The organism is Pseudomonas sp. HD57-3 (genome assembly GCF_056113135.1).
Genome location: NZ_CM148568.1, coordinates 1,215,388 through 1,239,310 on the forward strand (window position 1 = coordinate 1,215,388; position 23,923 = coordinate 1,239,310).

22 protein-coding genes are annotated in these 23,923 nt (G+C 61.0%); 11 read left to right on the forward strand and 11 right to left on the reverse strand.

The genetic code is table 11. From position 1 onward, the window contains the following. Positions 1-204: 204 nt before the first annotated feature. Positions 205-1,806: an ABC transporter substrate-binding protein gene (locus AC0R79_RS05310; protein ID WP_474733547.1), complete on the reverse strand. Its 1,602-nt coding sequence runs from the start codon at positions 1,804-1,806 to the stop codon at positions 205-207. Positions 1,807-2,700: 894 nt separating this feature from the next. On the opposite strand from AC0R79_RS05310, the gene AC0R79_RS05315 reads away from it, so the two are divergent. Then, the gene (locus AC0R79_RS05315) at positions 2,701-3,060 is read left to right on the forward strand and encodes a DUF6124 family protein (RefSeq protein ID WP_474733549.1); all 360 of its coding nucleotides are present in this window, start codon (positions 2,701-2,703) and stop codon (positions 3,058-3,060) included. A gap of 73 nt (positions 3,061-3,133) precedes the next feature. On the opposite strand, the gene AC0R79_RS05320 is transcribed toward AC0R79_RS05315, so the two are convergent. Beyond that, the gene (locus tag AC0R79_RS05320) at positions 3,134-3,850 is read right to left on the reverse strand and encodes an SIMPL domain-containing protein (RefSeq protein WP_085608062.1); all 717 of its coding nucleotides are present in this window, start codon (positions 3,848-3,850) and stop codon (positions 3,134-3,136) included. A gap of 226 nt (positions 3,851-4,076) precedes the next feature. On the opposite strand from AC0R79_RS05320, the gene AC0R79_RS05325 reads away from it, so the two are divergent. From AC0R79_RS05325 to AC0R79_RS05340, 4 genes are all read left to right on the forward strand, one after another. Beyond that, entirely contained in the window at positions 4,077-5,339 is a 1,263-nt protein-coding gene (locus AC0R79_RS05325) for an ATP-binding protein (protein ID WP_011332442.1), read from the forward strand. Next, a complete protein-coding gene (locus tag AC0R79_RS05330) occupies positions 5,332-5,892 on the forward strand; it encodes a response regulator transcription factor (protein ID WP_003221630.1) in 561 nt (186 codons plus the stop codon). The genes AC0R79_RS05325 and AC0R79_RS05330 overlap by 8 nt, the downstream gene beginning before the upstream one ends. A gap of 96 nt (positions 5,893-5,988) precedes the next feature. Further along, a complete protein-coding gene (locus AC0R79_RS05335; RefSeq protein WP_474733552.1) occupies positions 5,989-7,716 on the forward strand; it encodes an ABC transporter ATP-binding protein/permease in 1,728 nt (575 codons plus the stop codon). A 125-nt stretch (positions 7,717-7,841) separates the two neighbouring features. Continuing rightward, entirely contained in the window at positions 7,842-8,588 is a 747-nt protein-coding gene (locus AC0R79_RS05340) for a FadR/GntR family transcriptional regulator (RefSeq protein ID WP_474733554.1), read from the forward strand. Between the two features lie 4 nt (positions 8,589-8,592). Here the strand turns inward: AC0R79_RS05340 and AC0R79_RS05345 are convergent, their stop codons facing one another. The 3 genes from AC0R79_RS05345 to AC0R79_RS05355 all read right to left on the reverse strand — a co-directional run bounded on the left by AC0R79_RS05345 (position 8,593) and on the right by AC0R79_RS05355 (position 10,571). Continuing rightward, a complete protein-coding gene (locus AC0R79_RS05345) occupies positions 8,593-8,967 on the reverse strand; it encodes a hypothetical protein (RefSeq protein WP_474733556.1) in 375 nt (124 codons plus the stop codon). Positions 8,968-9,069: 102 nt separating this feature from the next. Beyond that, complete coding sequence (locus tag AC0R79_RS05350; protein WP_127796919.1) at positions 9,070-9,261, reverse strand: early set domain-containing protein; 192 nt, start codon at positions 9,259-9,261, stop codon at positions 9,070-9,072. An 11-nt stretch (positions 9,262-9,272) separates the two neighbouring features. Beyond that, positions 9,273-10,571, reverse strand: a complete 1,299-nt coding sequence (locus AC0R79_RS05355; protein WP_474733559.1) for a phospholipase — start codon at positions 10,569-10,571, stop codon at positions 9,273-9,275. A gap of 236 nt (positions 10,572-10,807) precedes the next feature. Here AC0R79_RS05355 and kdgD point away from each other — a divergent pair, with 236 nt between their 5' ends. The 5 genes from kdgD to AC0R79_RS05380 all read left to right on the forward strand — a co-directional run bounded on the left by kdgD (position 10,808) and on the right by AC0R79_RS05380 (position 17,385). Then, positions 10,808-11,719, forward strand: a complete 912-nt coding sequence (gene kdgD / locus AC0R79_RS05360) for a 5-dehydro-4-deoxyglucarate dehydratase (RefSeq protein WP_192563517.1) — start codon at positions 10,808-10,810, stop codon at positions 11,717-11,719. 61 nt (positions 11,720-11,780) lie between these two features. Beyond that, a complete protein-coding gene (locus tag AC0R79_RS05365; protein ID WP_007953623.1) occupies positions 11,781-13,220 on the forward strand; it encodes an aldehyde dehydrogenase family protein in 1,440 nt (479 codons plus the stop codon). A 99-nt stretch (positions 13,221-13,319) separates the two neighbouring features. Continuing rightward, positions 13,320-14,684, forward strand: coding sequence for an MFS transporter (locus AC0R79_RS05370; RefSeq protein ID WP_127796921.1), 1,365 nt, complete (start codon positions 13,320-13,322; stop codon positions 14,682-14,684). An 11-nt stretch (positions 14,685-14,695) separates the two neighbouring features. Further along, complete coding sequence (garD, locus tag AC0R79_RS05375) at positions 14,696-16,249, forward strand: galactarate dehydratase (protein ID WP_210711022.1); 1,554 nt, start codon at positions 14,696-14,698, stop codon at positions 16,247-16,249. A 194-nt stretch (positions 16,250-16,443) separates the two neighbouring features. Further along, positions 16,444-17,385 carry an AEC family transporter gene (locus AC0R79_RS05380; RefSeq protein WP_474733566.1) on the forward strand — a complete coding sequence of 314 codons (942 nt, stop codon included), beginning with the start codon at positions 16,444-16,446 and terminating at the stop codon, positions 17,383-17,385. A 9-nt stretch (positions 17,386-17,394) separates the two neighbouring features. Here the strand turns inward: AC0R79_RS05380 and AC0R79_RS05385 are convergent, their stop codons facing one another. The 6 genes from AC0R79_RS05385 to gatC form a co-directional block, all read right to left on the reverse strand. After that, on the reverse strand, positions 17,395-17,775 hold the full coding sequence (locus tag AC0R79_RS05385; protein ID WP_007953619.1) for a carboxymuconolactone decarboxylase family protein: 381 nt from the start codon (positions 17,773-17,775) through the stop codon (positions 17,395-17,397). Next, positions 17,772-18,833 (reverse strand): calcium/sodium antiporter, encoded by a 1,062-nt coding sequence (locus tag AC0R79_RS05390; RefSeq protein ID WP_127796923.1) that lies wholly within the window; start codon positions 18,831-18,833, stop codon positions 17,772-17,774. Before AC0R79_RS05390 ends, AC0R79_RS05385 begins: the two co-directional genes overlap by 4 nt. A gap of 46 nt (positions 18,834-18,879) precedes the next feature. Then, complete coding sequence (locus tag AC0R79_RS05395) at positions 18,880-19,254, reverse strand: septal ring lytic transglycosylase RlpA family protein (RefSeq protein ID WP_375745452.1); 375 nt, start codon at positions 19,252-19,254, stop codon at positions 18,880-18,882. Between the two features lie 145 nt (positions 19,255-19,399). Further along, the gene (gene gatB, locus AC0R79_RS05400) at positions 19,400-20,845 is read right to left on the reverse strand and encodes an Asp-tRNA(Asn)/Glu-tRNA(Gln) amidotransferase subunit GatB (protein ID WP_127796925.1); all 1,446 of its coding nucleotides are present in this window, start codon (positions 20,843-20,845) and stop codon (positions 19,400-19,402) included. A gap of 10 nt (positions 20,846-20,855) precedes the next feature. Then, positions 20,856-22,307 carry an Asp-tRNA(Asn)/Glu-tRNA(Gln) amidotransferase subunit GatA gene (gene gatA, locus AC0R79_RS05405; protein WP_273899652.1) on the reverse strand — a complete coding sequence of 484 codons (1,452 nt, stop codon included), beginning with the start codon at positions 22,305-22,307 and terminating at the stop codon, positions 20,856-20,858. A gap of 16 nt (positions 22,308-22,323) precedes the next feature. Further along, positions 22,324-22,611, reverse strand: coding sequence for an Asp-tRNA(Asn)/Glu-tRNA(Gln) amidotransferase subunit GatC (gene gatC / locus AC0R79_RS05410; protein WP_007953612.1), 288 nt, complete (start codon positions 22,609-22,611; stop codon positions 22,324-22,326). A 211-nt stretch (positions 22,612-22,822) separates the two neighbouring features. Between gatC and mreB the strand changes: the two genes are divergently transcribed. After that, positions 22,823-23,860 carry a rod shape-determining protein MreB gene (gene mreB, locus AC0R79_RS05415; RefSeq protein ID WP_002555108.1) on the forward strand — a complete coding sequence of 346 codons (1,038 nt, stop codon included), beginning with the start codon at positions 22,823-22,825 and terminating at the stop codon, positions 23,858-23,860. Positions 23,861-23,923 lie beyond the last annotated feature (63 nt).

Here is a 23,923-nt window from a genome sequence, read left to right on the forward strand (position 1 = left end):
TGCCTGCGGATACTTATGCAGGGCCCATACCCAATGCAAGATCCAGAGCGCTCGGCGGCGTCAAAGCGTGGCACGAACGTACCTTAATGTCGCATCCGTATAACTTCTGACGCATTTGACCGTTTGCGGACGGTTTTTACGGTGCAAACGAAGCCCCAAAACGGTGCATTGGTCACGTTGTGCGCGCCGGATTGGGGCCGGGTGTTACTTATTTATACCCACGCCATAGAAGGGGGTTAGACCGAACGGGCTGATCTTGAAGTCGGTGACTTCCTTGCGCAGCGGCTGGAACACCGTGGAGTTGGCGATCGGCGTGATCGGCACCTGCTGTTTAAGGATCAGTTGCGCCTGTTGATACAGTTTTACCCGTTGCGATTTATCGGTGGACACCTTGGCCTGCTGCACCAGCTTGTCGTAGGCCGGATCGCACCATTTGGCGTAGTTGCTTCCCTTCACCGCCGCGCAGCTGTAAAGCACGCCCAGCCAGTTGTCGGGGTCGCCGTTGTCGCCGGTCCAGCCGTAGATCATCGCGTCGTGTTCGCCGTTCTTGGCGCGCTTGATGTACTCGCCCCATTCATAGCTGACGATGTTGGCATTGATACCGATCTTCTCCCAATCCTGCTGGATCATCTGTGCCGACATCCGCGCATTCGGGTTCGAAGCGCGCTGCACGGTCATGGCCCAGAGGTTGATGGTTGTACCGGGTGCAACCCCGGCTTCCTTGAGTAGCGCCTTGGCTTTTACCGGGTCGTGCGGCGCGTCTTTAATGTTCGGATCGAACGACCATTGCGCTGGCGGCAAGGCGTTTTGCGCCAGCTGCCCGGCACTCTGGTAAACCGCCTTGATGATCGCCGGTTTGTCGATCGCCATGTCGAGTGCCTGGCGCACTTTGAGCTGATCCAGCGGCGGGTGGGTGGTGTTGTAGGCGAGGAAGCCGAGGTTGAAACCGGCCTGCTTCAACACCCGCAGATTCGGGTCCTTTTCCATCACTTCGATGTCGGCCGGGCGCGGGTAGCCGCTGACCTGGCATTCGCCGGTCTTGAGCTTTTGCAGGCGTACGGCGGCGTCCGGGGTGATCGAGAACACCAGGTTATCGAGTTTCACGTCCTCGGGTTTCCAGTAGTCCTTGTTCGCTGCGTAGCGGATCTGCGCGTCCTTCTGATAGCGCTTGAACACGAACGGGCCGGTGCCGATCGGTTTTTGGTTGAGGTCGGCGGCGTGGCCTTCCTTCAACAGTTGGGCGGCGTATTCGGCCGATTGCACCGAGGCGAAGCTCATGGCGAGGTTTTGCACGAAGGCTGCATCGACGTTGTTCAGGTTGAAGCGCACGGTGTTTTCGTCGAGCTTTTCCACGGATTTGATCGTGGTGTTGAGGCCCATGTCGGTGAAGTACGGGGATTCGGCGGGGTAGGCCTTGCGGAAGGCGTTCTCCGGGTCGAGCAGGCGCTGGAAGGTGAAGAGGACGTCGTCGGCGTTGAAGGTTCGGGTCGGGGTGAAGTAGTCGGTGGTGTGGAATTTTACGTTTTGGCGCAGGTGGAAGGTGTATTGGAGGCCGTCCGGGGTTACGTCCCAATTCGTCGCCAGGCCGGGTTCGATTTCGGTGGCGCCGCGTTTGAATTGGGTCAGGCGGTTGAAGACGGTTTCGGCGGAGGCGTCGAAGTCGGTGCCGCTGGTGTATTGGCTTGGGTCGAAGCCTGCGGGGCTGGCTTCGGAGCAGTAGACCAGGGTTGTTGCGGCGTTTGCGAAGGGTGCGGTAGTTGCCAGGGCGAGGGTGATCAGGAGTGGTTTCAGGGTGAGTCTTTGCATGTCTGGCCCGTGGGTTTTGAGGTGGTTGTGGTGGGGGAGGGTAGCTGGGGTGCTGGGGGACGCGGAAATATCGTTTTTCTAGGTGAGGTGTCTGTCTCGGTATATCTGGGGTGGTTGGGGGCATATCCGTTGCTGCGGTAACGGCTTCTTATGGTTCCGCCCTTACGGCGGGTCACTTTGGCAAACGCCCCAAAGTAACCAAAGGTCTTGGGCCCCGGCGTTCGGCCCCTCGCTGGGGCTCGGGGTTCCTTCGTTCAGGTATTCATCCGGGGGCATCGCCTACGGTTTGCTTCGCTGCACCTCCTCTCGATGCATGCGGCTTCGCCGCACGGTCGCTGCGCTCCCACCCCCGGATGAATCCCTCCACTCAGCCTTCCGATGGGGCCGGCACGTCAAAAGCGGTACTCGAGCTAACGCTCATCGTGTTGAGTGGTGGGAAGCGAGAAGCGAGAAGCGAGAAGCGAGAAGCGAGAAGCGGAAAGCAGAAAGCTGAAGGCAACTACGGACTGTTTGATCGTTCCCACGCTCCGCGTGGGAATGCAGCCCGGGACGCTCCGCGTTCCATTTTCGGATGTTTAAAGATGTGTGGGATTCACCGAACCTTCCCACAATGTTTTCAGGTTGTCCGTCGGAAGCACGGTCTCTAGTCTTTGGTTGTCGCTGCCAATTCAGCGACCGGGAGTGAGATCCCGGCTATTCATTTGGATACTTGTGCGAGCCCCTTCATAATCGCCGCCAGCTTAGACTGTCAGCGATTCTTTATGGCGGCTGTGTGCGGGTGGACGAATGTCCTGCCGGGTGTCCATACCGGTGATCTCACCCCGTACATAGCTGCCACCTCTTCTTCGAGTGAGATCGGGAAAAAGTGGCTCCATAACCTGGAGAAATTGCTACATGGATAAGCTGATACCCGACCCACCCCTCGAATCACCCACGCCCCTCGAAGAAGCCATGCGCGCCGAAGACCTCGCTCGCAACCGCGAAGCCATCAAACGCGCCCTCGATTTTTATCTCTGCCCCAACCCTTCCAAACCGCGCCCGAGCACGATGTACATGGTCACGCCCAACGTCGACACCGAAAGCCTGCTGGCCAACGCCTGCGAGTCCCTGGCGTCGGCCAGTACCATCGCCAGCAATTTCGCCAACGAACTCAGCGGCCCGCAGCGCAGTACGGCGCTCGGTATCCAGCAGATCATCATGCTGGCCGAGCTCGCAGTGAACCGCGCGCTGGATCGGGTTGATCCGCAAACCTGATAACCCAAATCCCGGGCATAAAAAAACCGGCGCTCATCACTGATCGCCGGTTTTTCATTCAGCCGTCACTCAATCACTGCATCAACACTTCAATCGAGCCATCGGCCGTCAGGCTGACCTGGCTGGTGCCGGCTTCGACTTCAGGCGTGACCGGTGCTGCGTCCATGCCGGCGGCTTTCATCATCATCGGGGCGCGCATGTACGGTTGTGGGAAGCCGTTGCTGTTGAGGTTCAGGTTGACGATTTTGTAACCCTTGCCGCCCAGGGCGTCGGTGGCCAGTTGGGCGCGGGCCTTGAAGGCGGTGACGGCTTCTTTCAGCAGTTTGTCTTCGCTGGCCTTGCGGGTCGGGTCGGCGATGGCGAAGTCCATGCCGCCCATTTTCAGGTCGGTCAGCAGCTCGCCGGTGAGTTTGGACAGGGCGGCGAAGTCGGCGCTTTCCAGGCGCAGTTCGGCGCGTTCGCGCCAGCCGGTGATTTTCTGGCCCTTGGTGTCGTAGATCGGGTAGCTGTTGCGGCTGCCCTGGCGCAGGGTGATGTCTTTGACTTGCTTGGCCTGGGCCAGGGCCTTGTTCATGGTGGTGCTGACGTCGGCGGCGAGTTTGGCAGGGTCGGTGTTTTGTTCTTCGGTGTAGAGGGTCACGATCATCAGGTCGCGGGCCACTTCCTGGCTGACTTCGGCGCGCAGGGAAATCTGGTTGTAGTGCAGCTCGTCGGCGGCCAGGGCCGGAAGGCTGGCGATGCTGCCGACGGTCAGGGCGAGAAGGGCGGCGCTGCGGCGAAATGTGTGCATGAAAGCTCCTTGATGAGGGCGCAGGTGATGGTTCGGGGGCCTGCGTGAAACCATCAGACTCTAGCTTTTATGATCCGGTTCGCCCAGTTACAACTTCTATACAGATGGGTCTTATAGCCGCCGCGAAGCTTTTTGCCATGTGGTCGTTTGCCGCACTTTCGCCTCTCAAGCCCGCGCCTTGGTTATACTCCGTGCGATCCGCCTGGAGCGCTCATCAGGAGAGCTCATGCTCGCCCCCGTACAACTGACTTCCGCCACTCGCCAGAACCTCTGGCGGCTGACTTTCATCCGCACCCTGGTGCTCGCCGCGCAGGCCGGTTCCGTGGGGCTGGCCTACTGGCTGGATCTGTTGCCGTTGCCGTGGGTGCAACTGGTGATGACCCTCGGCTGTTCGATTCTGCTCTGTGTGTTCACCGCCGTGCGCCTGCGTACTTCGTGGCCGGTCACCGAGCTCGAATACGCGCTCCAACTGGCCTGCGATCTGGTTATCCACAGTGCCTTGCTGTATTTCTCCGGTGGTTCGACCAACCCGTTCGTTTCGTATTATCTGGTGCCGCTGACCATCGCTGCGGTGACGCTGCCATGGCGTTATTCGGTGGTGCTGTCGGGCATTGCGCTGGCCTTGTACACGCTGATGCTGACGCATTTCTATCCGCTGGAAACCCTGCCGGTCGCCCGGGAGAACCTGCAGATTTACGGCATGTGGCTGAGTTTTGCCCTCGCGGCAGCGGTGATCACCTTCTTCGCCGCGCGCATGGCTGAAGAGCTGCGCCGGCAGGAAGAATTGCGCGCGATCCGTCGTGAAGAAGGCCTGCGCGATCAGCAATTGTTGGCTGTAGCGACTCAGGCCGCCGGTGCCGCCCATGAACTGGGTACGCCGCTGGCGACCATGAGCGTGTTGCTCAACGAAATGCAGCAGGATCATCACGATCCAATGCTTCAGGAAGACCTGAAGGTACTGAAGGATCAGGTGAAGCTCTGCAAGGAGACCCTGCAACAACTGGTGCGCGCCGCCGAAGCCAATCGCCGGATGGCGGTGGAGATGCAGGACGTCACCGAGTGGCTCGACGAGGCGCTCAACCGCTGGCATCTGATGCGTCCGGAAGCCAGTTATCGCTTCCAGCGTCTGGGCCAGGGCCCGTTGCCGCGTGTGGCGCCGCCGCCGGATCTGACTCAGGCACTGTTGAATCTGTTGAACAACGCCGCCGATGCCTGCCCGGAAAATCTTCAGGTGACCCTGGACTGGACCGCCGAAGACCTGACCATCAGCATTCGCGATCATGGCGCCGGTGTGCCGCTGGCCATCGCCGAGCAGATCGGCAAACCGTTTTTTACCACCAAGGGCAAAGGTTTCGGCCTGGGCCTGTTTTTGAGCAAGGCCAGCGTGACACGCGCCGGCGGCTCAGTGAAACTCTATAGTCATGAGGAAGGCGGCACGCTCACCGAGCTGCGCCTGCCCCACGGCGCCCGAGGAGAGCAACATGAGTGACGAAATCCAAGTCGAAGGCGAAGAACTGCCGCATTTGCTGCTGGTTGATGACGACGCGACCTTCACCCGGGTGATGGCCCGCGCCATGGCTCGCCGTGGTTTCCGCGTCAGCACCGCCGGTTCCGCCGAAGAAGGTCTGACCATTGCCCAGGCCGATCTGCCGGACTACGCCGCGCTGGACCTGAAAATGGACGGCGATTCCGGTCTGGTCCTGCTGCCGAAGTTGCTGGAGCTGGACCCGGAAATGCGTGTGGTGATCCTCACCGGTTACTCGAGCATTGCTACCGCAGTCGAAGCTATCAAGCGCGGCGCCTGCAACTATCTGTGCAAACCGGCCGACGCTGACGACGTGCTGGCAGCCCTGCTGTCCGAACACGCCGACCTCGACAGCCTGGTGCCGGAAAACCCGATGTCGGTGGATCGCCTGCAGTGGGAGCACATCCAGCGTGTGCTGACCGAGCACGAAGGCAACATCTCCGCCACTGCCCGCGCCCTGGGCATGCACCGTCGCACCCTGCAGCGCAAACTGCAGAAGCGCCCGGTTCGTCGCTGAACCTGCGCTGAACGACCATCGCCAGCCCTCGCGATAAAGCGCACCGATCATCTATGATCGGTGCGTGTCTGTTCTTTTCTTTATCGAGCCTTTTCCATGAATCAGAACGCTGAATATTCCGCGGTCAACGATACTGTGCGCGGGCAGTTTTTTCGCAAGGTGTGGGCCATGACCACGCCTTACTGGCGCAGCGAAGAGAAGGGCAAGGCCTGGACGTTGCTGATCGCCGTGATCGCGCTGACGTTGTTCAGCGTGGCGATCTCGGTGTGGATCAACAGTTGGTACAAGGATTTCTATAACGCCCTGCAAAAGAAAGACGAGGCGGCGTTCTGGCAGTTGATCCTGTATTTCTGCGGCATTGCGGCGGTGGCGATCCTCGGCGCGGTTTATCGCCTGTACCTGACGCAGATGCTGACCATCCGCTGGCGGGCATGGCTCACCGAGAACCATTTCAAGCGCTGGCTCGGGCACAAAAACTATTACCAGCTGGAGCAGGGCGGCTACACCGACAACCCTGACCAGCGGATTTCCGAAGACCTCAATACCTTCACCAGCAACACCTTGAGTCTTGCGTTGGGCCTGATTCGCACGGTGGTCAGCCTGGTGTCGTTCTCGATCATTTTGTGGGGCGTCTCCGGCAGCATCGAGGTGTTTGGTATCGAGATTCCCGGCTACATGTTCTGGTGTGCGCTGCTGTATGCGGCGGTCGGCAGCTGGCTGACGCACCTGATCGGTCGACGCCTGATCGGCCTGAACAACCAACAACAACGTTTCGAAGCGGACCTGCGTTTCTCCATGGTGCGGGTGCGTGAAAACGCCGAGAGCATTGCGCTGTACAACGGCGAGCCGAACGAGAATCGTCGCCTGAGCAACCGCTTCGGTCTGGTCTGGCACAACTTCTGGGACATCATGCGCGTGTCCAAGCGCCTGACGTTCTTCACCTCGGGTTACGGCCAGATCGCAATCATCTTCCCCTTCATCGTCGCGGCCCCGCGTTACCTGACCGGCAAGATCGAACTGGGTGAGCTGATGCAGATCAACTCGGCATTCGGCAACGTGCAGGAGAACTTCAGCTGGTTCATCAACGCCTATTCGGATCTCGCTGCGTGGCGCGCCACGTGTGATCGTCTGCTGAGCTTCCGCCAGGCCATGACCGACAACGAAGAGCGTGCACCGGCCATCGACGTGCAGAATCAGGGCGATGAGTTGAAGGTTCATAACCTGGGCCTGGATCTGGCCGATGGTCGTCATCTGCTGACCAGCGCCGACATGACCGTGGAGCAGGGCGACCGCGTGATGCTCAGTGGCCGCTCCGGCAGCGGTAAATCCACGCTGCTGCGGGCGATGGGCCATTTGTGGCCGGCCGGGCACGGCAGTATTCGCTTGCCGGCCTCGCGTTATCTGTTCCTGCCGCAAAAACCGTATCTGCCGATCGGCACGCTGCGCGACGCCTTGAGTTATCCACAACCGGGCGACACCTACGCGCCCGAGCGTTATGCACAAGTGCTGGAGACTTGCCGCTTGCCGCATCTGGTGGCTCGACTGGACGAGGCCAACCACTGGCAGCGCATGCTCTCGCCGGGAGAACAGCAACGTCTGGCCTTCGCCCGCGCGCTGCTCTATGCACCGCAATGGCTGTACATGGACGAAGCGACGTCGGCGATGGATGAAGAAGACGAAGCCACGCTTTATCAGGCGCTGATCGACCAGTTGCCGGGCCTTAGCATCGTCAGCGTCGGCCATCGCAGCAGCCTCAAGCGCTTCCATCCTCGGCATGTGCGGATCGACAGTGGTCACCTGGTTGAGCAGAACGTGACCGCCTGATATATCCACACTTCCCCTGTGGGCGCTTGCCAGCTCCCAGGATTTGTGTGGAAACGGAAAGTGATCGTACAACCCGCTTGAGCTATGATGCCCACAAGCCGAATTTTCGAGACAAGATGCAGACCATGGAAAACCTGATCGACACCCCGCGACTCCCTCGCAAGCGCCGCAGCCTGGCTCAGGAACTGGTGACGGTGCTGACCGAGCAGATCCGCGACGGTCTGCTCAAGCGCGGCGACAAGTTGCCGACCGAGTCGGCAATCATGGAAGCCCATGGCGTCAGCCGCACTGTGGTGCGCGAGGCAATCTCCCGGCTACAGGCCGCAGGCCAGGTCGAAACCCGTCACGGCATCGGCACTTTCGTGCTCGATACACCGAGCCCGAGCGGCTTCCGGATCGACCCCGCCACCGTGGTCACCCTGCGTGACGTGCTGGCGATTCTCGAACTCCGCATCAGCCTCGAAACCGAATCCGCCGGCCTCGCCGCGCAGCGTCGCAGTGCCGAACAACTGGCCGCCATGCGTGCTGCCCTCGATGCGCTGAACGAAAGCGTGGCCCACGCCAGTGATGCGGTGGCGTCGGACTTCCAGTTCCACCTGCAAATCGCGCTGTCCACCGGCAACCGCTACTTCACCGACATCATGACCCACCTGGGCACCAGCATCATTCCGCGCACGCGCCTGAACTCGGCGCGTCTGGCCCATGACGATCAGCAGCACTACATGAATCGCCTGAGCCGCGAGCACGAGGAAATCTACGAGGCCATCGCCCGCCAGGATTCCGATGCCGCCCGCGCGGCCATGCGCCTGCACCTGACCAATAGCCGCGAACGGCTGCGTCAGGCGCATGAAGAGGCGCAGGCGCAGGGCTGAGAAATCAGGCTTCGATGTAGAGTTTCAGCGGTTCCGAACAGGGCTCCAGACTGGACTCGTCGGCAAACTTGTAGCGAAGTTCAACGGTGCTGTTCAGGTACTTTTCCAGCTCAAACCGGGGGATGCTCAGTTCGATCCCGGTCAGGCCGACCATGTCATCGAGTGCGTCATCCCAGACGCCGGTCGGTTCCGACAAACCCAGCCATTCAGGCTCTTCAGGATCATCACCGAGGATCGGGTACACATCCCAGTTCGGCGGGGTGTTCTGGCCATCGGGTATCTGAACGATCAGGTCGTCATCCAGCGTCGACAGCCGCAGGATGATCGAGTCGCTGGCGTGGTCGGGGAATTGCGGAAGGTGTGCAGCGGCAAACGTCATGCTTCGTTCTCCTTGAAAGATCTGCCGCGATCCTTCGCGGCAGTCGTCGCACTTTACCCGGCGAATCGCAGAGGCGCGCCGGGGCAATCTTGTCCGGGCATTTCAGCTGCGGGGCAGAATCGATCGATCCACCCTGACCGCCAGTTTGCCCGGGCCGGGCCTGACGTCGAACGTTGCCTGGCCCTGAGCATCCACCGACGCCCGGGCGATAGCCACGCCGTCGCGCAGCAATTGCAGCGGCGCACCTTTCAATGATTGGCCCGAGGCCAGGTCCAGTTTCAATTTAATCGTCATCGAATCGCTCCTTAATTCGTGTTGCCGGTCGGGTGATAGTCCTTGAGCAGCAGGTAAGTGCTCCAGCCCCACCAGTCGTCGACGGTGGCGGTGTCGTTGAGGTTGTTGACGTCCTTGCGCCGCAGAACTTTGTTGCCTTGAAGGCGGAACAGTGGCGAGAAGTTGTTGGCCGGATCCAGCACGGCCGTCAGATCCGGCAGCCGTTGCAGCGCGTTGAAGGTGGTCGGCACATTGCCGCTTGAATACGCGGCATACACCTCGTCTGCCGAATCCTGCACCGCGAGAGTTACCTGATTACGGTTGTCGGCGTCCGTGTCGTCGAAGTAGCGCTTGTCACCGAACGCCCGCCATTGCTCGCCATGGCTGTTGCGCACTTTGAGGCCGAACTTGCTGTCTTCGTCATGCATGAAACGTGTGATGAGCGAGCCCAGGTCACTCGGCGTCACGGCGGCGGCCATTGCCTTGCGCGGCACTCGCAAATGCCCGGAGGAGAACAGGTCGGTGAGGTAGTGGTCGGCGAATGCGTTCATCGCGTAGGCCCGCTCCAGTTGCAGCTCGTTCTGACTGGCGTGGGCGGCAGCGGCGGTTTGCAGGGCGGCGGTGTGCCCGGCGATGTAGGCCTGTCGGGCCCATTCGCCGAAGTGGTCGGCATTGTTCGCCGCCAGTTTCAGATAGCGACCGAGCGGGAACAGCGCCGAGACAAAACTGCCGCCGCCGGTGATCTTGTTCCACTCTTCCGACAACGTATCTCCCAAAGCGTCATAAGCCTCATGGGGTTGTTTGCCGTCCTTGATCGCCTGTTTAACCGCGTCGATCTCCTTTTGCATGATCGCGAGAATTTGCGTCGCCTCGATCTTCGAGGCCGACAGCGTGGCGAGAGTGTCGAAGGCCGCCGTGAAGCGCTGAAGGCGATCAGCCGGGGTCGACCCTTCGTTGATCGGGCGGTCAACGATTCCGTAGAAATCACCACCCAGCGCCAGTACCTGGCCGTAGGTCAGCGCCAACCCGTTCGGCAGATGCAGCGGCACATTTTGCGAGAGCACCGGCTCGGCATTTTCAACGAAACGCAGCCGGGTGTTATCGCCGATAGCCGTGTGTTCCGCGCCTTCGAAGCGTAATTGCGGTTTGCCTTTCAAGGCTTGAGCGGGCAGGGCAACAACGGGTTCGACGTCGCTGTGCGAGTCTGCGATGTGTAGCAACAAATTCGGATTTTCAGCACTGAAGGCGATGCCGCCAGGGGTGAAAAGATCATCGAATCGGGCGATAACCGGTGTGGTTTTTTCAGGGCATTTTGTTTGTAGACCGGACATTTCTTTCTCCTTGATATGTCGTCGGTGGATTCTTATTTAACTGTATACATATACAGTTAAATCGAGCCTAGTCGAGAAATCTCCTACGTCAAAAAGAAATCTTGTCCGACAAAAAATGCCCTCCAGCGATGAAATGCAGTTGACGGTTATCTTTTAAGTTGTACGATGACCTACAACTTCGGCGAAGGCTGAACGGTCCACTCACAAAAAAACGTTGCTACCAGGGTGTTCGAATAATGAATCCACAAGAACTGAAGTCCATCCTCTCCGCCGGCCTGCTGTCGTTCCCGGTGACCGATTTCAATGCTCAGGGCGATTTCAACCGCGCTGGCTACATCAAACGCCTGGAATGGCTGGCCCCGTACGGTGCTTCAGCCCTGTTCGCCGCCGGTGGCACCGGTGAATTCTTCTCCCTGGCTGCCAGCGAATACTCGGAAATCATCAAGACTGCCGTCGACACCTGCGCCAGCAGCGTGCCGATCCTCGCCGGTGTCGGTGGTTCGACCCGCCAGGCCATCGAATACGCTCAGGAAGCCGAGCGTCTGGGCGCCAAAGGTCTGTTGCTGCTGCCGCACTACCTGACCGAAGCCAGCCAGGACGGCGTTGCCGACCACGTTGAAGCCGTGTGCAAATCGGTCAACATCGGCGTGGTGGTCTACAACCGCAACGTCTGCCGCCTGACCGCGCCGCTGCTGGAACGTCTGGCCGAGCGCTGCCCGAACCTGATCGGTTACAAGGACGGTCTGGGTGATATCGAGCTGATGGTGTCGATCCGTCGTCGCCTCGGCGATCGCTTCAGCTACCTCGGTGGTCTGCCGACCGCCGAAGTCTACGCCGCTGCCTACAAGGCCCTGGGCGTGCCGGTCTACTCGTCGGCGGTGTTCAACTTCATCCCGAAAACCGCGATGGACTTCTACCACGCGATTGCCCGCGAAGATCACGCCACCGTCGGCAAAATCATCGACGACTTCTTCCTGCCGTACCTGGACATCCGCAACCGCAAGGCCGGTTACGCCGTGAGCATCGTCAAGGCAGGCGCCAAAATCGCCGGCTATGACGCAGGCCCGGTGCGGGCGCCGCTGACCGACCTGACCCGCGAAGAGTACGAAATGCTCGCCGCGCTGATCGACAAGCAAGGTGCGCAGTAACACACCTCTATAAACAAGGCCGCTGAGCAATCAGCGGCCTTTTGCGTCAGGAGAATGATTCGTGACCAAGCGCTATGACAACTACATCAACGGTGAATGGGTCGCCGGCAACGATTACTCGGTCAACATCAACCCGTCCGAGTTGAGCGACACCATCGGCGACTACGCCAAGGCTGACCTGGCTCAGGTCAACGCCGCCATCGACGCCGCGCGCGCCGCGTTCCCGGCGTGGTCGACTTCGGGCATTCAGGCCCGCCACGACTCGCTGGACAAAGTCGGCACCGAAATCCTCGCCCGTCGCGAAGAGCTCGGCACCCTGCTGGCCCGGGAAGAGGGCAAGACCCTGCCCGAAGCCATCGGCGAAGTGACCCGCGCCGGCAACATCTTCAAGTTCTTCGCTGGCGAGTGCCTGCGCCTGTCCGGCGACTACGTGCCGTCGGTGCGCCCGGGCGTCAACGTCGAAGTCACCCGCGAAGCCCTCGGCGTGGTCGGCCTGATCACCCCGTGGAACTTCCCGATTGCCATCCCGTCGTGGAAAATCGCCCCGGCCCTGGCCTACGGCAACTGCGTGGTGTTGAAGCCGGCGGATCTGGTGCCGGGTTGCGCCTGGGCGCTGGCCGAAATCATCTCCCGCGCAGGCTTCCCGGCTGGCGTGTTCAACCTGGTGATGGGCAGCGGTCGCGTGGTCGGTGAAGCGCTGGTCAACAGCCCGAAAGTCGATGGCATCAGCTTCACCGGCTCCGTCGGTGTGGGCCGTCAGATCGCGGTCAACTGCGTGTCGCGCCAGGCCAAGGTTCAGCTGGAAATGGGCGGCAAGAACCCGCAGATCATTCTCGACGACGCCGACCTCAAGCAGGCGGTCGAGTTGTCGGTGCAGAGCGCGTTCTACTCCACCGGCCAGCGTTGCACTGCGTCGAGCCGCTTGATTGTCACTGCCGGGATTCACGACAAGTTCGTCGAAGCCATGGCCGAGCGCATGAAGTCGATCAAGGTCGGCCACGCGTTGAAGGCCGGTACCGACATCGGTCCGGTGGTCTCGCAAGCGCAGCTTGAGCAGGATCTGAAGTACATCGACATCGGTCAGTCCGAAGGTGCTCGCGTAGTCAGCGGCGGTGGTCTGGTGACCTGCGACACCGAAGGCTACTTCCTCGCGCCGACCCTGTTTGCCGATAGCGAAGCCTCGATGCGCATCAGCCGCGAAGAGATCTTCGGCCCTGTTGCCAACATCGTCCGCGTGGCCGATTACGAGGCTGCACTGGCCATGGCCAACGACACCGAATTCGGTCTGTCGGCGGGTATCGCCACCACGTCGCTGAAGTACGCCAACCACTTCAAGCGTCATTCCCAGGCCGGGATGGTGATGGTCAACCTGCCGACCGCCGGTGTCGATTACCACGTTCCGTTCGGTGGCCGTAAGGGTTCATCCTATGGCTCACGTGAGCAAGGCCGCTATGCGCAAGAGTTCTACACGGTCGTGAAGACCAGCTACATCGGTTCGTAAATCGCTGCACCCGCGCCGGGCCTTCGCCTGAGGCCCTGCGCGGCACAAGACCAAAGAATGTTTTACCCGCATAAAAATAATCAGTGGGAGTACATCTACATGCAATCGTCCAAGCCGACTCACGTCCGCTATTTGATCCTGCTCATGCTGTTCCTGGTGACCACGATCAACTACGCCGACCGCGCCACCATCGCGATCGCCGGTTCCAGTTTGCAAAAAGACCTCGGCATCGACGCGGTCACCCTCGGCTACATCTTCTCTGCATTCGGTTGGGCCTACGTGGCCGGGCAAATTCCCGGCGGCTGGCTGCTCGATCGCTTCGGCTCGAAAAAAGTTTACGCCCTGAGCATCTTCACCTGGTCGCTGTTCACCGTGCTGCAAGGCTTCGTCGGTGAGTTCGGCATGTCCACGGCCATCGTCGCGCTGTTCATGCTGCGCTTTCTGGTGGGCCTGGCTGAAGCGCCATCGTTCCCCGGCAACGCCCGCATTGTTGCGGCCTGGTTCCCGACGGCTGAACGCGGCACTGCTTCGGCGATCTTCAACTCGGCGCAATACTTCGCGACCGTACTGTTCGCACCGCTGATGGGCTGGATCGTTTACACCTTCGGGTGGGAGCACGTGTTCATCGTCATGGGCCTGCTCGGCATCGTGTTCTCGCTGGTCTGGCTGAAGGTTATCCACAGCCCGCGCCAACACCCGATGGCCAACGAAGCGGAAGTGAAGTTCATCGCCGACAACGGCGGTATGGTCGACATGGACCAGAAACAAGGCAAAAAGGCTGATGGTCCGAAATGGGATTACATCCGCCAGCTGCTGACCAACCGCATGATGCTCGGCGTGTACCTGGGCCAGTACTGCATCAACGGCATCACCTATTTCTTCCTGACCTGGTTCCCGGTGTACCTGGTGCAGGAGCGCGGCATGACCATCCTCAAGGCCGGTTTCATTGCCTCGTTGCCGGCGATCTGCGGCTTTATCGGCGGCGTCCTCGGCGGGGTGATTTCCGATTACCTGCTGCGCAAGGGCCATTCGCTGACCTTCGCCCGCAAGGCACCGATCATTGCCGGTCTGCTGGTTTCGAGCAGCATCGTGGCCTGCAACTATGTCGACGTTGAATGGATGGTGGTCGGCTTCATGGCCCTGGCGTTCTTCGGCAAGGGCGTGGGCGCGCTGGGCTGGGCGGTGGTGTCCGACACCTCGCCGAAACAGATCGCCGGTCTGAGTGGCGGCCTGTTCAACACCTTCGGCAACATCGCCTCGATCACCACCCCGATCGTCATCGGCTACATCATCAGCTCCACCGGTTCGTTCAAATGGGCCCTGGTGTTCGTCGGCGCCAACGCGCTGGTGGCGGTGTTCAGCTATCTGGTGATCGTCGGCCCGATCAAACGTGTCGTGCTGAAAGAGCCGCCAACCAACGGTGGTTCCGAAGCAGCTGGTAAATTGTCTCAAGCGCATTCCTGAGGAGCGGCGTCATGCAGTTGATTGAACATTCCGACTCGCCGCGCTACATCCGCCTGCACGAGCGGGACAACGTAGTGGTAGTGGTGAACGACCAGGGCGTGCCGGCCGGCACCGCATTTGCCGATGGCCTGGTGACGGTGGATTTCGTACCGCAGAGTCACAAGGTCAGCCTCGTGGATATCCCCGAGGGCGGCACGGTGATTCGCTACGGCCAGATCATCGGCTACGCGTTGCAGCCGATTCCCCGTGGCAGTTGGGTCAGGGAAGATCAACTGCGCATGCCGACCGCGCCGCCGCTGGACAGCCTGCCGCTGTCCACCGATGTGCCGGCCGCGCAGGCACCGCTGGAAGGCTTCACGTTCGAGGGTTATCGCAATGCCGACGGCACCGTCGGCACGCGCAACATCCTCGGGATCACCACCACCGTGCAGTGCGTCACCGGGGTGCTGGATCACGCGGTGAAGCGGATCAAGGATGAGCTGTTGCCGAAGTACCCGCACGTCGATGACGTGGTGGCGCTGACCCACAGTTACGGTTGCGGCGTGGCCATCACGGCCACCGACGCTTACATCCCGATCCGCACCGTGCGCAATCTGGCGCGCAACCCGAACCTGGGTGGCGAGGCTCTGGTGATCAGTCTGGGCTGCGAGAAGTTGCAGGCGGGGCAGGTGATGCACGAGGACGATGCTTCTGTAGATCTGAGCGAGCCGTGGCTGTATCGCTTGCAGGATTCCAGTCACGGTTTCACCGAGATGATCGAGCAGATCATGGAGCTGGCCGAAGTCCGCCTGAAGAAACTCGACCAACGCCGCCGGGAAACCGTGCCGGCGTCCGAGCTGATTCTCGGCATGCAGTGCGGCGGCAGCGATGCGTTTTCCGGGATCACCGCCAACCCGGCGCTCGGTTATGCCTCGGACTTGCTGCTGCGGGCGGGGGCGACGGTGATGTTTTCCGAAGTCACCGAAGTGCGCGATGCGATCTACCTGCTGACCTCACGGGCCCAGACCAAAACCGTTGCCGAGGAACTGGTGCGCGAGATGGACTGGTACGACCGTTACCTGGCCAAGGGTGAAGCGGATCGCAGCGCCAACACCACGCCGGGCAACAAGAAGGGCGGGTTGTCGAACATCGTCGAGAAGTCGTTGGGCTCTATCGTCAAATCCGGCAGCAGCGCGATCAGCGGTGTGCTCGGCCCTGGAGAACGCTTCAAGCAGAAGGGTTTGATTTTCTGTGCGACGCCGGCGAGTGATTTTGTCTGCGGTACGTTGCAACTGGCGGCGGGGATGAACCTGCATGTGTTCACTACCGGTCGTGGTACGCCTTATGGTCTGGCTATGGCGCCGGTGGTGAAGGTTTCGACCCGTACGGAGCTGGCGCAGCGCTGGCCGGATCTGATCGACATCGATGCCGGGCGGATTGCTACCGGGCGCGCGTCCATCGAGGAGTTGGGCTGGGAGTTGTTCCACTACTACCTGGATGTGGCGAGCGGCAAGCAGCAGACGTGGGCGGAGAAGCACAAGCTGCATAACGACATTACGTTGTTCAATCCGGCGCCGATTACTTGATCGTTGAGTGTTTGATCGTTCCCACGCTCTGCGTGGGAACGCCTCCTGTGACGCTCCGCGTCACGACTTTGGACGCGGAGCGTCCCGGACTGCATTCCCACGCAGACGGTTCGACGCTTCGACGTGGGAACGATCAGGGTGAAAGTGGCTTATCATTAGCCCCCTAACGACGCTCACCTCCAAGGCTCCCCGGCATGCTGGCAATTTTCCTCGAAACCCTGAACATCACCGCGCCGGTGTTTGCCATGCTGTTTCTCGGTGTGCTGCTCAAGCGCATCGACTGGATCAACGACAACTTCATCCACACGGCCTCGTCGCTGGTGTTCAATGTCACCATGCCGGCGTTGCTGTTTCTCGGCATCCTGCACGCTGACCTGCACGCCGCGCTGCAACCGGCGCTGCTGATCTATTTCGCACTGGCCACGCTGGTCAGTTTTGCCGTCGCATGGGGCTGGGCGATTTTCCGTTGTCCGCGTGAAGATCGCGGCATCTACACGCAAGGTGCGTTTCGCGGCAACAACGGGGTGATCGGCCTGGCGCTGGCGGCGAGCATGTACGGCGACTACGGGATTTCCCTCGGGGCGATTCTCGCGGCGCTGGTGATCCTGTTCTACAACACCCTGTCGACCATCGTGTTGGCGGTCTACAGCCCGGTGATCAAGTCGGACCCGTGGAGCATCTGCAAAAGCGTGGTCAGCAATCCGTTGATCATCAGCGTGATCTCGGCGGCGCCGTTCGCTTATTTCAAGATCGGTCTGCCGGGCTGGCTGGAAACCTCCGGTCAGTACTTGGCGCAGACCACGTTGCCGCTGGCCCTGATTTGCATTGGCGGCACGCTGTCGCTGGCGGCACTGCGCAAGAGCGGCAACATGGCGCTCAGTTCGAGTCTGGTGAAGATGATCGGCCTGCCGGTGATCGCCACACTGGGCGCATGGCTGTGGGGTTTTCGCGGGGCAGAGCTGGGGATTCTGTTTCTGTACTTCGGCAGCCCGACCGCCGCCGCCAGTTTTGTCATGGCCCGTGCGGCCCAGGGCAATCATGAACTGGCGGCGGCGATCATCGTGCTGACCACGTTGATGGCGGCGATCACCACCAACATCGGGATCTTTTTCTTGCAGTGGGGCGGGTGGATCTAGGGCCGGCGGTTACTCGGGCTTCTGGTAACTGTCGATCACTTCCTGCGCCGCGCGGAACGCATCGATCGCCGCCGGCACGCCGGCATACACCGCGCAATGCAGCAGCGCTTCGCGGATCTCATCGATCGTGCAGCCATTGTTCAACGCACCGCGCACGTGGCCCTTCAATTCCTGCGGGCACTTCAACGCAGTCAGTGCAGCGAGGGTGATCAGGCTGCGGGTTTTCAGCGGCAAACCTTCGCGATTCCACACGCCGCCCCAGGCGTGTTCGTTGACGAAATCCTGCAACGGTTGGGTGAACTCGGTGGCGTTGCCCAGCGCGCGGTCGACAAACGCGTCGCCCATTACCTGACGGCGGACTTCAACCCCGGATTTCTTCGATTCGGTCATGGCACATCCTTCTTGTGGTGTTGGCGGCGCCAGGCGCGTACGGACGTGAAAAACAGAAACGTCAGCAGCGTCGGCAGTACATAAAACAGCATCAACCGTTCAAGCTTGCCGGCCAGTGGCATGCCGGTGGTGAACGACACTACGTGCAGCCCGTACGCCAGATACAAACCCAGCAGCAGCAGACCTTCGGCGCGGGTCACGCGGTAGCCGGAATAGAACACCGGCAGGCACAGCAACGCGACGCCGAGCATTACCGGCAGGTCGAAATCCAGCGCATTGGGTGAGACCGACAGCGGCGTCGGCGCGATCAGCGCGGTGAGGCCCAGCACCCCGAGCAGGTTGAACAGGTTGGCACCGATCACGTTGCCCACGGCGATATCGCGTTGACCGCGCAGCGCGGCGATCAGCGAGGTGGCGAGTTCCGGCAGCGAGGTGCCGACCGCGACCACGGTCAGGCCAATCACCCGCTCGGAGAATCCCAGGTCAGTGGCGACGACCACGGCTGCACCCAGCAGCAAGTGCCCGGCGAACACCAGCATGCCCAGACCGCCGACGATCATCAGCAGGCTGGTGAACCACGGTGCCTGCGGATCATGCGGTTGATCGGAGTGCGGGCGGGTCGAGTGCCGCGACTGGCGCAGCAGTAATCCGAGATATAGGGCGAGAGCGCCGAGCAGCAGAATACCGTCGAAGCGCCCGAGTTCTTCATTCCACGCCAGCACGAACACCAGCAGGCTGGCACCGATCATCAACGGGATGTCGAGACGCACCAGTTGCCGCGATACCCGCAGCGGAATGATCAGCGCCGACAGGCCGAGGGTGACAAGAATGTTGAAAATGCTGCTGCCGATCACGCTGCTGACGGCGATGTCCGGCGTGTGCGCCTGCACGGCTTGCAGGCTGACGGCCATTTGCGGAGCGCTGCTGCCGAGGGCGACGATGGTCAGGCCGATGATCAGCGGTCGTACATGCAGGCGCGCGGCCAGGCGCACGGCGGCGCGCACCATCAGCTCGGCGCCGGCGATCAGCAGGAACAGCCCGCTGAGCAATTCGATCACGCTGATCAGGGGTAAGTCGGTCAGTCCGAAAATGGTGGACGCTCCATCAGTCGTCGAGGGCCTGGATCCTGACCCGTGCGGTTCCACTGCGCAGCATACCGAGCTGTTCGGCCGCCGCACGTGAAACATCGATCAGACGGCCACGGGTGTGCGGGCCACGGTCGTTGATGCGGACCACGACGGATTCATCGTTTTTCAGGTTGGTGACCTTCACCCGCGTGCCGAACGGCAACTGGCGGTGGGCGGCGGTCAGGGAATTCTGGTTGAACGCTTCGCCGCTGGCGGTGCGTTTACCGTGGTGCTTGGCACCGTAATAGGAGGCGACGCCGGTCTGGTCGTAACCGTGCGGGTCGATGGTGTCGGTGCTGGCGCAACCGGCCAGCAAAGAGAGCAGGGCGCAGGCGCCGAGCAGATGTTTCATTCAAAAGCTCCCAAGTGATCGTTCCCACGCTCCGGCGTGGGAATGCACCCCGTGACGCTCTGCGTCACACCGCAATGGACGCGGAGCGTCCGAGGCGGCATTCCCACGCAGAGCGTGGGAACGATCCTCGGGCGCGGGGCCATCGTCAGCCTTCGAGCTTGCTTTTCAGCAGTTCGTTCACTTGCTGCGGGTTGGCCTTGCCCTTGGAGGCTTTCATGGCCTGACCGACGAAGAAGCCGAACATCTTGCCGCGCTTGGCTTCGTCTGCCGCACGGTATTGCTCGACCTGCTCGGCGTTGGCCGCGAGCATTTCGTCCAGCACCGCCGAAATCGCACCGCTGTCGGTAACTTGCTTCAGGCCGCGCTTCTCGATGATCTCGTCTGCGCTGCCTTCGCCGTTGGCCATCGCTTCGAACACCACCTTGGCGATCTTGCCGGAGATGGTGTTGTCCTTGATGCGCTGCAGCATGCCGCCCAGTTGCTCGGCCGAAACCGGCGAATCCTCGATGTCCAGGTTCTGCTTGTTGAGCAGGCTGCCCAACTCGACCATCACCCAGTTCGCCGCCAGTTTGGCGTCGCCGCCGATGGCTGCGACTTTCTCGAAGTAGTCCGCCTGCTCACGGCTGGTGGCCAGCACGTTGGCGTCGTAGGCCGACAGACCGAAAGCACTCTGGAAGCGCTCGCGTTTCTGCGGTGGCAGTTCCGGCAGGGTGGCGCGCACGTCATTGAGGAACGAATCCTCGATGACCACTGGCAGCAGGTCCGGATCGGGGAAGTAACGGTAGTCGTTGGCTTCCTCTTTGCTGCGCATCGGACGGGTTTCGTCCTTGTTCGGATCGTACAGACGGGTCTGCTGGATCACTTTGCCGCCGTCTTCGATCAGGTCGATCTGACGCTGGATCTCGGAGTTGATCGCCTTCTCGATGAAGCGGAACGAGTTGACGTTCTTGATCTCGCAGCGGGTGCCGAATTCAACCTGGCCTTTCGGACGGATCGACACGTTGCAGTCGCAACGCAGCGAGCCTTCGGCCATGTTGCCGTCGCAGATGCCCAGGTAACGTACCAGCGCGTGGATCGCCTTGACATAGGCCACGGCTTCCTTGGCGCTGCGCATGTCCGGCTCGGACACGATTTCCAGCAGCGGCGTACCGGCACGGTTCAGGTCGATGCCGGTGGCACCGCTGAATTCTTCGTGCAGGCTCTTGCCGGCGTCTTCTTCCAGGTGCGCGCGGGTGATGCCGACGCGTTTGACCGTGCCGTCTTCCAGGGCGATGTCCAGGTGGCCCTTGCCGACGATCGGCAATTCCATCTGGCTGATCTGGTAGCCCTTCGGCAGATCCGGGTAGAAATAGTTTTTACGCGCGAACACGTTGTGCTGACCGATCTCGGCGTCAATCGCCAGACCGAACATCACCGCCATGCGCACCGCTTCCTGGTTCAGCACCGGCAACACGCCGGGCATGCCCAGGTCGATCAGGCTGGCCTGGGTGTTCGGCTCGGAGCCGAACGTGGTGGAACTACCGGAAAAGATTTTCGACCGGGTGGTGAGCTGGGTGTGAATCTCCAGCCCGATCACGACTTCCCATTGCATGTGTGTCTCCTCAGAAGCCGGTTGGGGTGCGGGTGTGCCAGTCAGTGTTCAACTGATACTGGTGGGCAACGTTCAACAGGCGACCTTCCTGGAAATACGGCGCGAGCAGTTGCACACCAACCGGCAGACCGTCGACAAAACCGGCCGGCATCGACAGGCCCGGCAGGCCCGCGAGGTTGGCGGTGATGGTGTAGACGTCTTCCAGGTAGGCAGCGACCGGGTCGCTGTTCTTGGCGCCGAGTTTCCAGGCCGGGTTTGGCGTGGTCGGGCCGAGGATGATGTCGACTTCATTAAATGCGGTCATGAAGTCGTTCTTCACCAGGCGACGGATCTTCTGCGCTTTCAGGTAGTAGGCGTCGTAGTAACCGGCGGACAGTGCGTAGGCACCGACCATGATCCGGCGCTGCACTTCGGCACCAAAGCCTTCGCCACGGGAGCGCTTGTACAGGTCTTCCAGGTTCTTCGGATCTTCGCAGCGGTGGCCGAAGCGCACGCCGTCGAAACGCGACAGGTTGGAGGAGGCCTCTGCCGGGGCGATCACGTAGTACGCAGGAATCGCGTGCTGCATGTTCGGCAGGCTGATTTCCTTGATCACGGCACCGAGCTTCTGCAGCTCTTTGATGCTGTTCTGGATCAGGTCGGCGATGCGCGGGTCAAGACCGGCGCCGAAGTATTCCTTCGGCACGCCGATGCGCAGGCCTTGCAGCGAGCCATTCAGACCGGCGGCGTAGTCCGGCACCGGTTCATCGATGCTGGTGGAGTCGTTCGGGTCGAAGCCGGCCATACCTTGCAACAAAATCGCGCAGTCTTCGGCGGTGCGAGCCAGAGGGCCGCCCTGATCGAGGCTGGAGGCGTAAGCGATCATGCCCCAGCGCGACACGCGACCGTAGGTCGGTTTCAGGCCGGTGAGGTTGGTGAACGCGGCCGGCTGACGGATCGAACCGCCGGTGTCGGTGGCCGTTGCGGCAGGCAACAGACGAGCGGCAACTGCCGCCGCCGAACCACCGGACGAACCGCCCGGTACGTGTTCCAGGTTCCACGGGTTTTTCACCGCGCCGTACCAGCTCGACTCGTTGGCCGAACCCATGGCGAATTCGTCCATGTTGGTCTTGCCAAGGGTCACGGTGCCGGCGGCGGCCAGCTTCGACACCACGGTGGCGTCGTATGGGGCCTTGAAGTTGTCGAGCATCTTCGAGCCGCAGCTGGTGCGGATGCCCTGGGTGCAGAACAGGTCTTTGTGGGCGATCGGCGCACCCAGCAGCGCGCCGCTCTCACCATTGGCCCGGCGCACGTCGGCAGCTTTCGCCTGCTCGAGGGCCAGCTCTTCGGTGAGGCTGATGAAGCTGTTGAGCTGCGGATCGAGCTGGGTAATGCGCGCCAGCAGGACTTTGGTCAGCTCTTCGGAAGAAAACTTTTTATCGGCGAGACCGCGGGCGATCTCGGCCAGAGTCAATTGATGCATTGCAGGCTCTTTCCCTTTAGTCGATGACTTTCGGAACCAGGTACAGGCCGTTTTCGACCGCTGGTGCGATGGACTGATAAGCCTCGCGGTTATTGCTTTCGGTCACGACGTCGGCGCGCAGGCGCTGACTGGCTTCCAGCGGGTGGGCCAGCGGCTCGATACCGTCGGTATTGACCGCCTGCATTTCGTCGACCAGCCCGAGAATGCTGTTGAGGGCCGAAGTGATGTGTGGAAGATCGGCGTCATTCAGGCCAAGGCTGGCCAGATGAGCGATTTTTTCCACGTCGGAGCGTTCTAGCGCCATCGGGTTTCTCCAGTGGAAAACAGGACGGACGGCGTCCGTGTGTTAGATTGTCGGAACACTACCGCACTTCTACGGTCATAAGGCCGCGATTGTGGGGCTTGGTGCACAGAAAAGCGGCCAATTTAACATATTGGCGCCTTGCCCAAAATCCCTGTCGTTGTTAGAGTTTGCCGCACTTTTTTACCCACGCGTTGCCTAGGGTCCCTTTCCCATGTTCAAGAAACTGCGTGGCATGTTTTCCAGCGATCTTTCCATTGACCTGGGCACTGCCAACACCCTTATTTACGTGCGCGAGCGCGGTATCGTCCTGAATGAGCCATCGGTTGTGGCCATTCGGACACACGGTAACCAGAAAAGTGTCGTCGCTGTCGGCACCGAGGCCAAGCGCATGCTCGGCCGTACGCCGGGCAACATTGCTGCCATTCGTCCGATGAAGGACGGCGTGATCGCCGACTTCAGCGTCTGCGAAAAGATGCTGCAATACTTTATTAACAAGGTTCACGAAAACAGCTTTCTGCAGCCCAGCCCTCGTGTGCTGATCTGCGTTCCATGCAAGTCCACCCAGGTTGAGCGTCGTGCCATCCGTGAATCGGCCCTTGGCGCCGGTGCCCGTGAAGTGTTCCTGATCGAAGAGCCGATGGCCGCTGCGATCGGTGCCGGCCTGCCGGTTGAAGAAGCACGCGGTTCGATGGTCGTGGATATCGGTGGTGGTACCACCGAAATCGCGCTGATCTCCCTGAACGGTGTGGTCTATGCCGAATCCGTACGCGTTGGCGGCGACCGCTTCGACGAAGCGATCATCACCTACGTGCGTCGCAACTACGGCAGCCTGATCGGTGAATCCACCGCCGAGCGCATCAAGCAGGAAATCGGTACGGCCTACCCGGGCGGCGAAGTTCGCGAAGTCGACGTTCGCGGTCGCAACCTGGCCGAAGGCGTTCCACGCGCATTCACCCTGAACTCCAACGAAGTGCTGGAAGCTCTGCAAGAGTCCCTGGCAACCATCGTTCAGGCCGTGAAAAGTGCTCTGGAGCAATCGCCGCCGGAACTGGCTTCCGACATCGCCGAGCGTGGCCTGGTGCTGACCGGTGGTGGCGCGCTGCTGCGTGACCTCGACAAGCTGCTGGCCCAGGAAACCGGTCTGCCGGTGATCGTTGCCGAAGATCCGCTGACCTGCGTCGCTCGCGGCGGTGGCCGTGCATTGGAAATGATGGACAAGCACACCATGGACCTGCTCTCCAGCGAATAATCGCCGGGTGCAATACGTGGGTGAGCGCACAGGCAGCACTTTGCAGTGCTGCCTGTTGGCGTT

Bases quoted from the DNA above. Each gene is read 5' to 3' on its own strand.
- AC0R79_RS05310 (WP_474733547.1), bottom strand. From the start codon at position 1,806: ATGCAAAGACTCACCCTGAAACCACTCCTGATCACCCTCGCCCTGGCA.
- AC0R79_RS05315 (WP_474733549.1), top strand. From the start codon at position 2,701: ATGGATAAGCTGATACCCGACCCACCCCTCGAATCACCCACGCCCCTC.
- AC0R79_RS05320 (WP_085608062.1), bottom strand. From the start codon at position 3,850: ATGCACACATTTCGCCGCAGCGCCGCCCTTCTCGCCCTGACCGTCGGC.
- AC0R79_RS05325 (WP_011332442.1), top strand. From the start codon at position 4,077: ATGCTCGCCCCCGTACAACTGACTTCCGCCACTCGCCAGAACCTCTGG.
- AC0R79_RS05330 (WP_003221630.1), top strand. From the start codon at position 5,332: ATGAGTGACGAAATCCAAGTCGAAGGCGAAGAACTGCCGCATTTGCTG.
- AC0R79_RS05335 (WP_474733552.1), top strand. From the start codon at position 5,989: ATGAATCAGAACGCTGAATATTCCGCGGTCAACGATACTGTGCGCGGG.
- AC0R79_RS05340 (WP_474733554.1), top strand. From the start codon at position 7,842: ATGGAAAACCTGATCGACACCCCGCGACTCCCTCGCAAGCGCCGCAGC.
- AC0R79_RS05345 (WP_474733556.1), bottom strand. From the start codon at position 8,967: ATGACGTTTGCCGCTGCACACCTTCCGCAATTCCCCGACCACGCCAGC.
- AC0R79_RS05350 (WP_127796919.1), bottom strand. From the start codon at position 9,261: ATGACGATTAAATTGAAACTGGACCTGGCCTCGGGCCAATCATTGAAA.
- AC0R79_RS05355 (WP_474733559.1), bottom strand. From the start codon at position 10,571: ATGTCCGGTCTACAAACAAAATGCCCTGAAAAAACCACACCGGTTATC.
- kdgD (WP_192563517.1), top strand. From the start codon at position 10,808: ATGAATCCACAAGAACTGAAGTCCATCCTCTCCGCCGGCCTGCTGTCG.
- AC0R79_RS05370 (WP_127796921.1), top strand. From the start codon at position 13,320: ATGCAATCGTCCAAGCCGACTCACGTCCGCTATTTGATCCTGCTCATG.
- garD (WP_210711022.1), top strand. From the start codon at position 14,696: ATGCAGTTGATTGAACATTCCGACTCGCCGCGCTACATCCGCCTGCAC.
- AC0R79_RS05380 (WP_474733566.1), top strand. From the start codon at position 16,444: ATGCTGGCAATTTTCCTCGAAACCCTGAACATCACCGCGCCGGTGTTT.
- AC0R79_RS05385 (WP_007953619.1), bottom strand. From the start codon at position 17,775: ATGACCGAATCGAAGAAATCCGGGGTTGAAGTCCGCCGTCAGGTAATG.
- AC0R79_RS05395 (WP_375745452.1), bottom strand. From the start codon at position 19,254: ATGAAACATCTGCTCGGCGCCTGCGCCCTGCTCTCTTTGCTGGCCGGT.
- gatB (WP_127796925.1), bottom strand. From the start codon at position 20,845: ATGCAATGGGAAGTCGTGATCGGGCTGGAGATTCACACCCAGCTCACC.
- gatA (WP_273899652.1), bottom strand. From the start codon at position 22,307: ATGCATCAATTGACTCTGGCCGAGATCGCCCGCGGTCTCGCCGATAAA.
- gatC (WP_007953612.1), bottom strand. From the start codon at position 22,611: ATGGCGCTAGAACGCTCCGACGTGGAAAAAATCGCTCATCTGGCCAGC.
- mreB (WP_002555108.1), top strand. From the start codon at position 22,823: ATGTTCAAGAAACTGCGTGGCATGTTTTCCAGCGATCTTTCCATTGAC.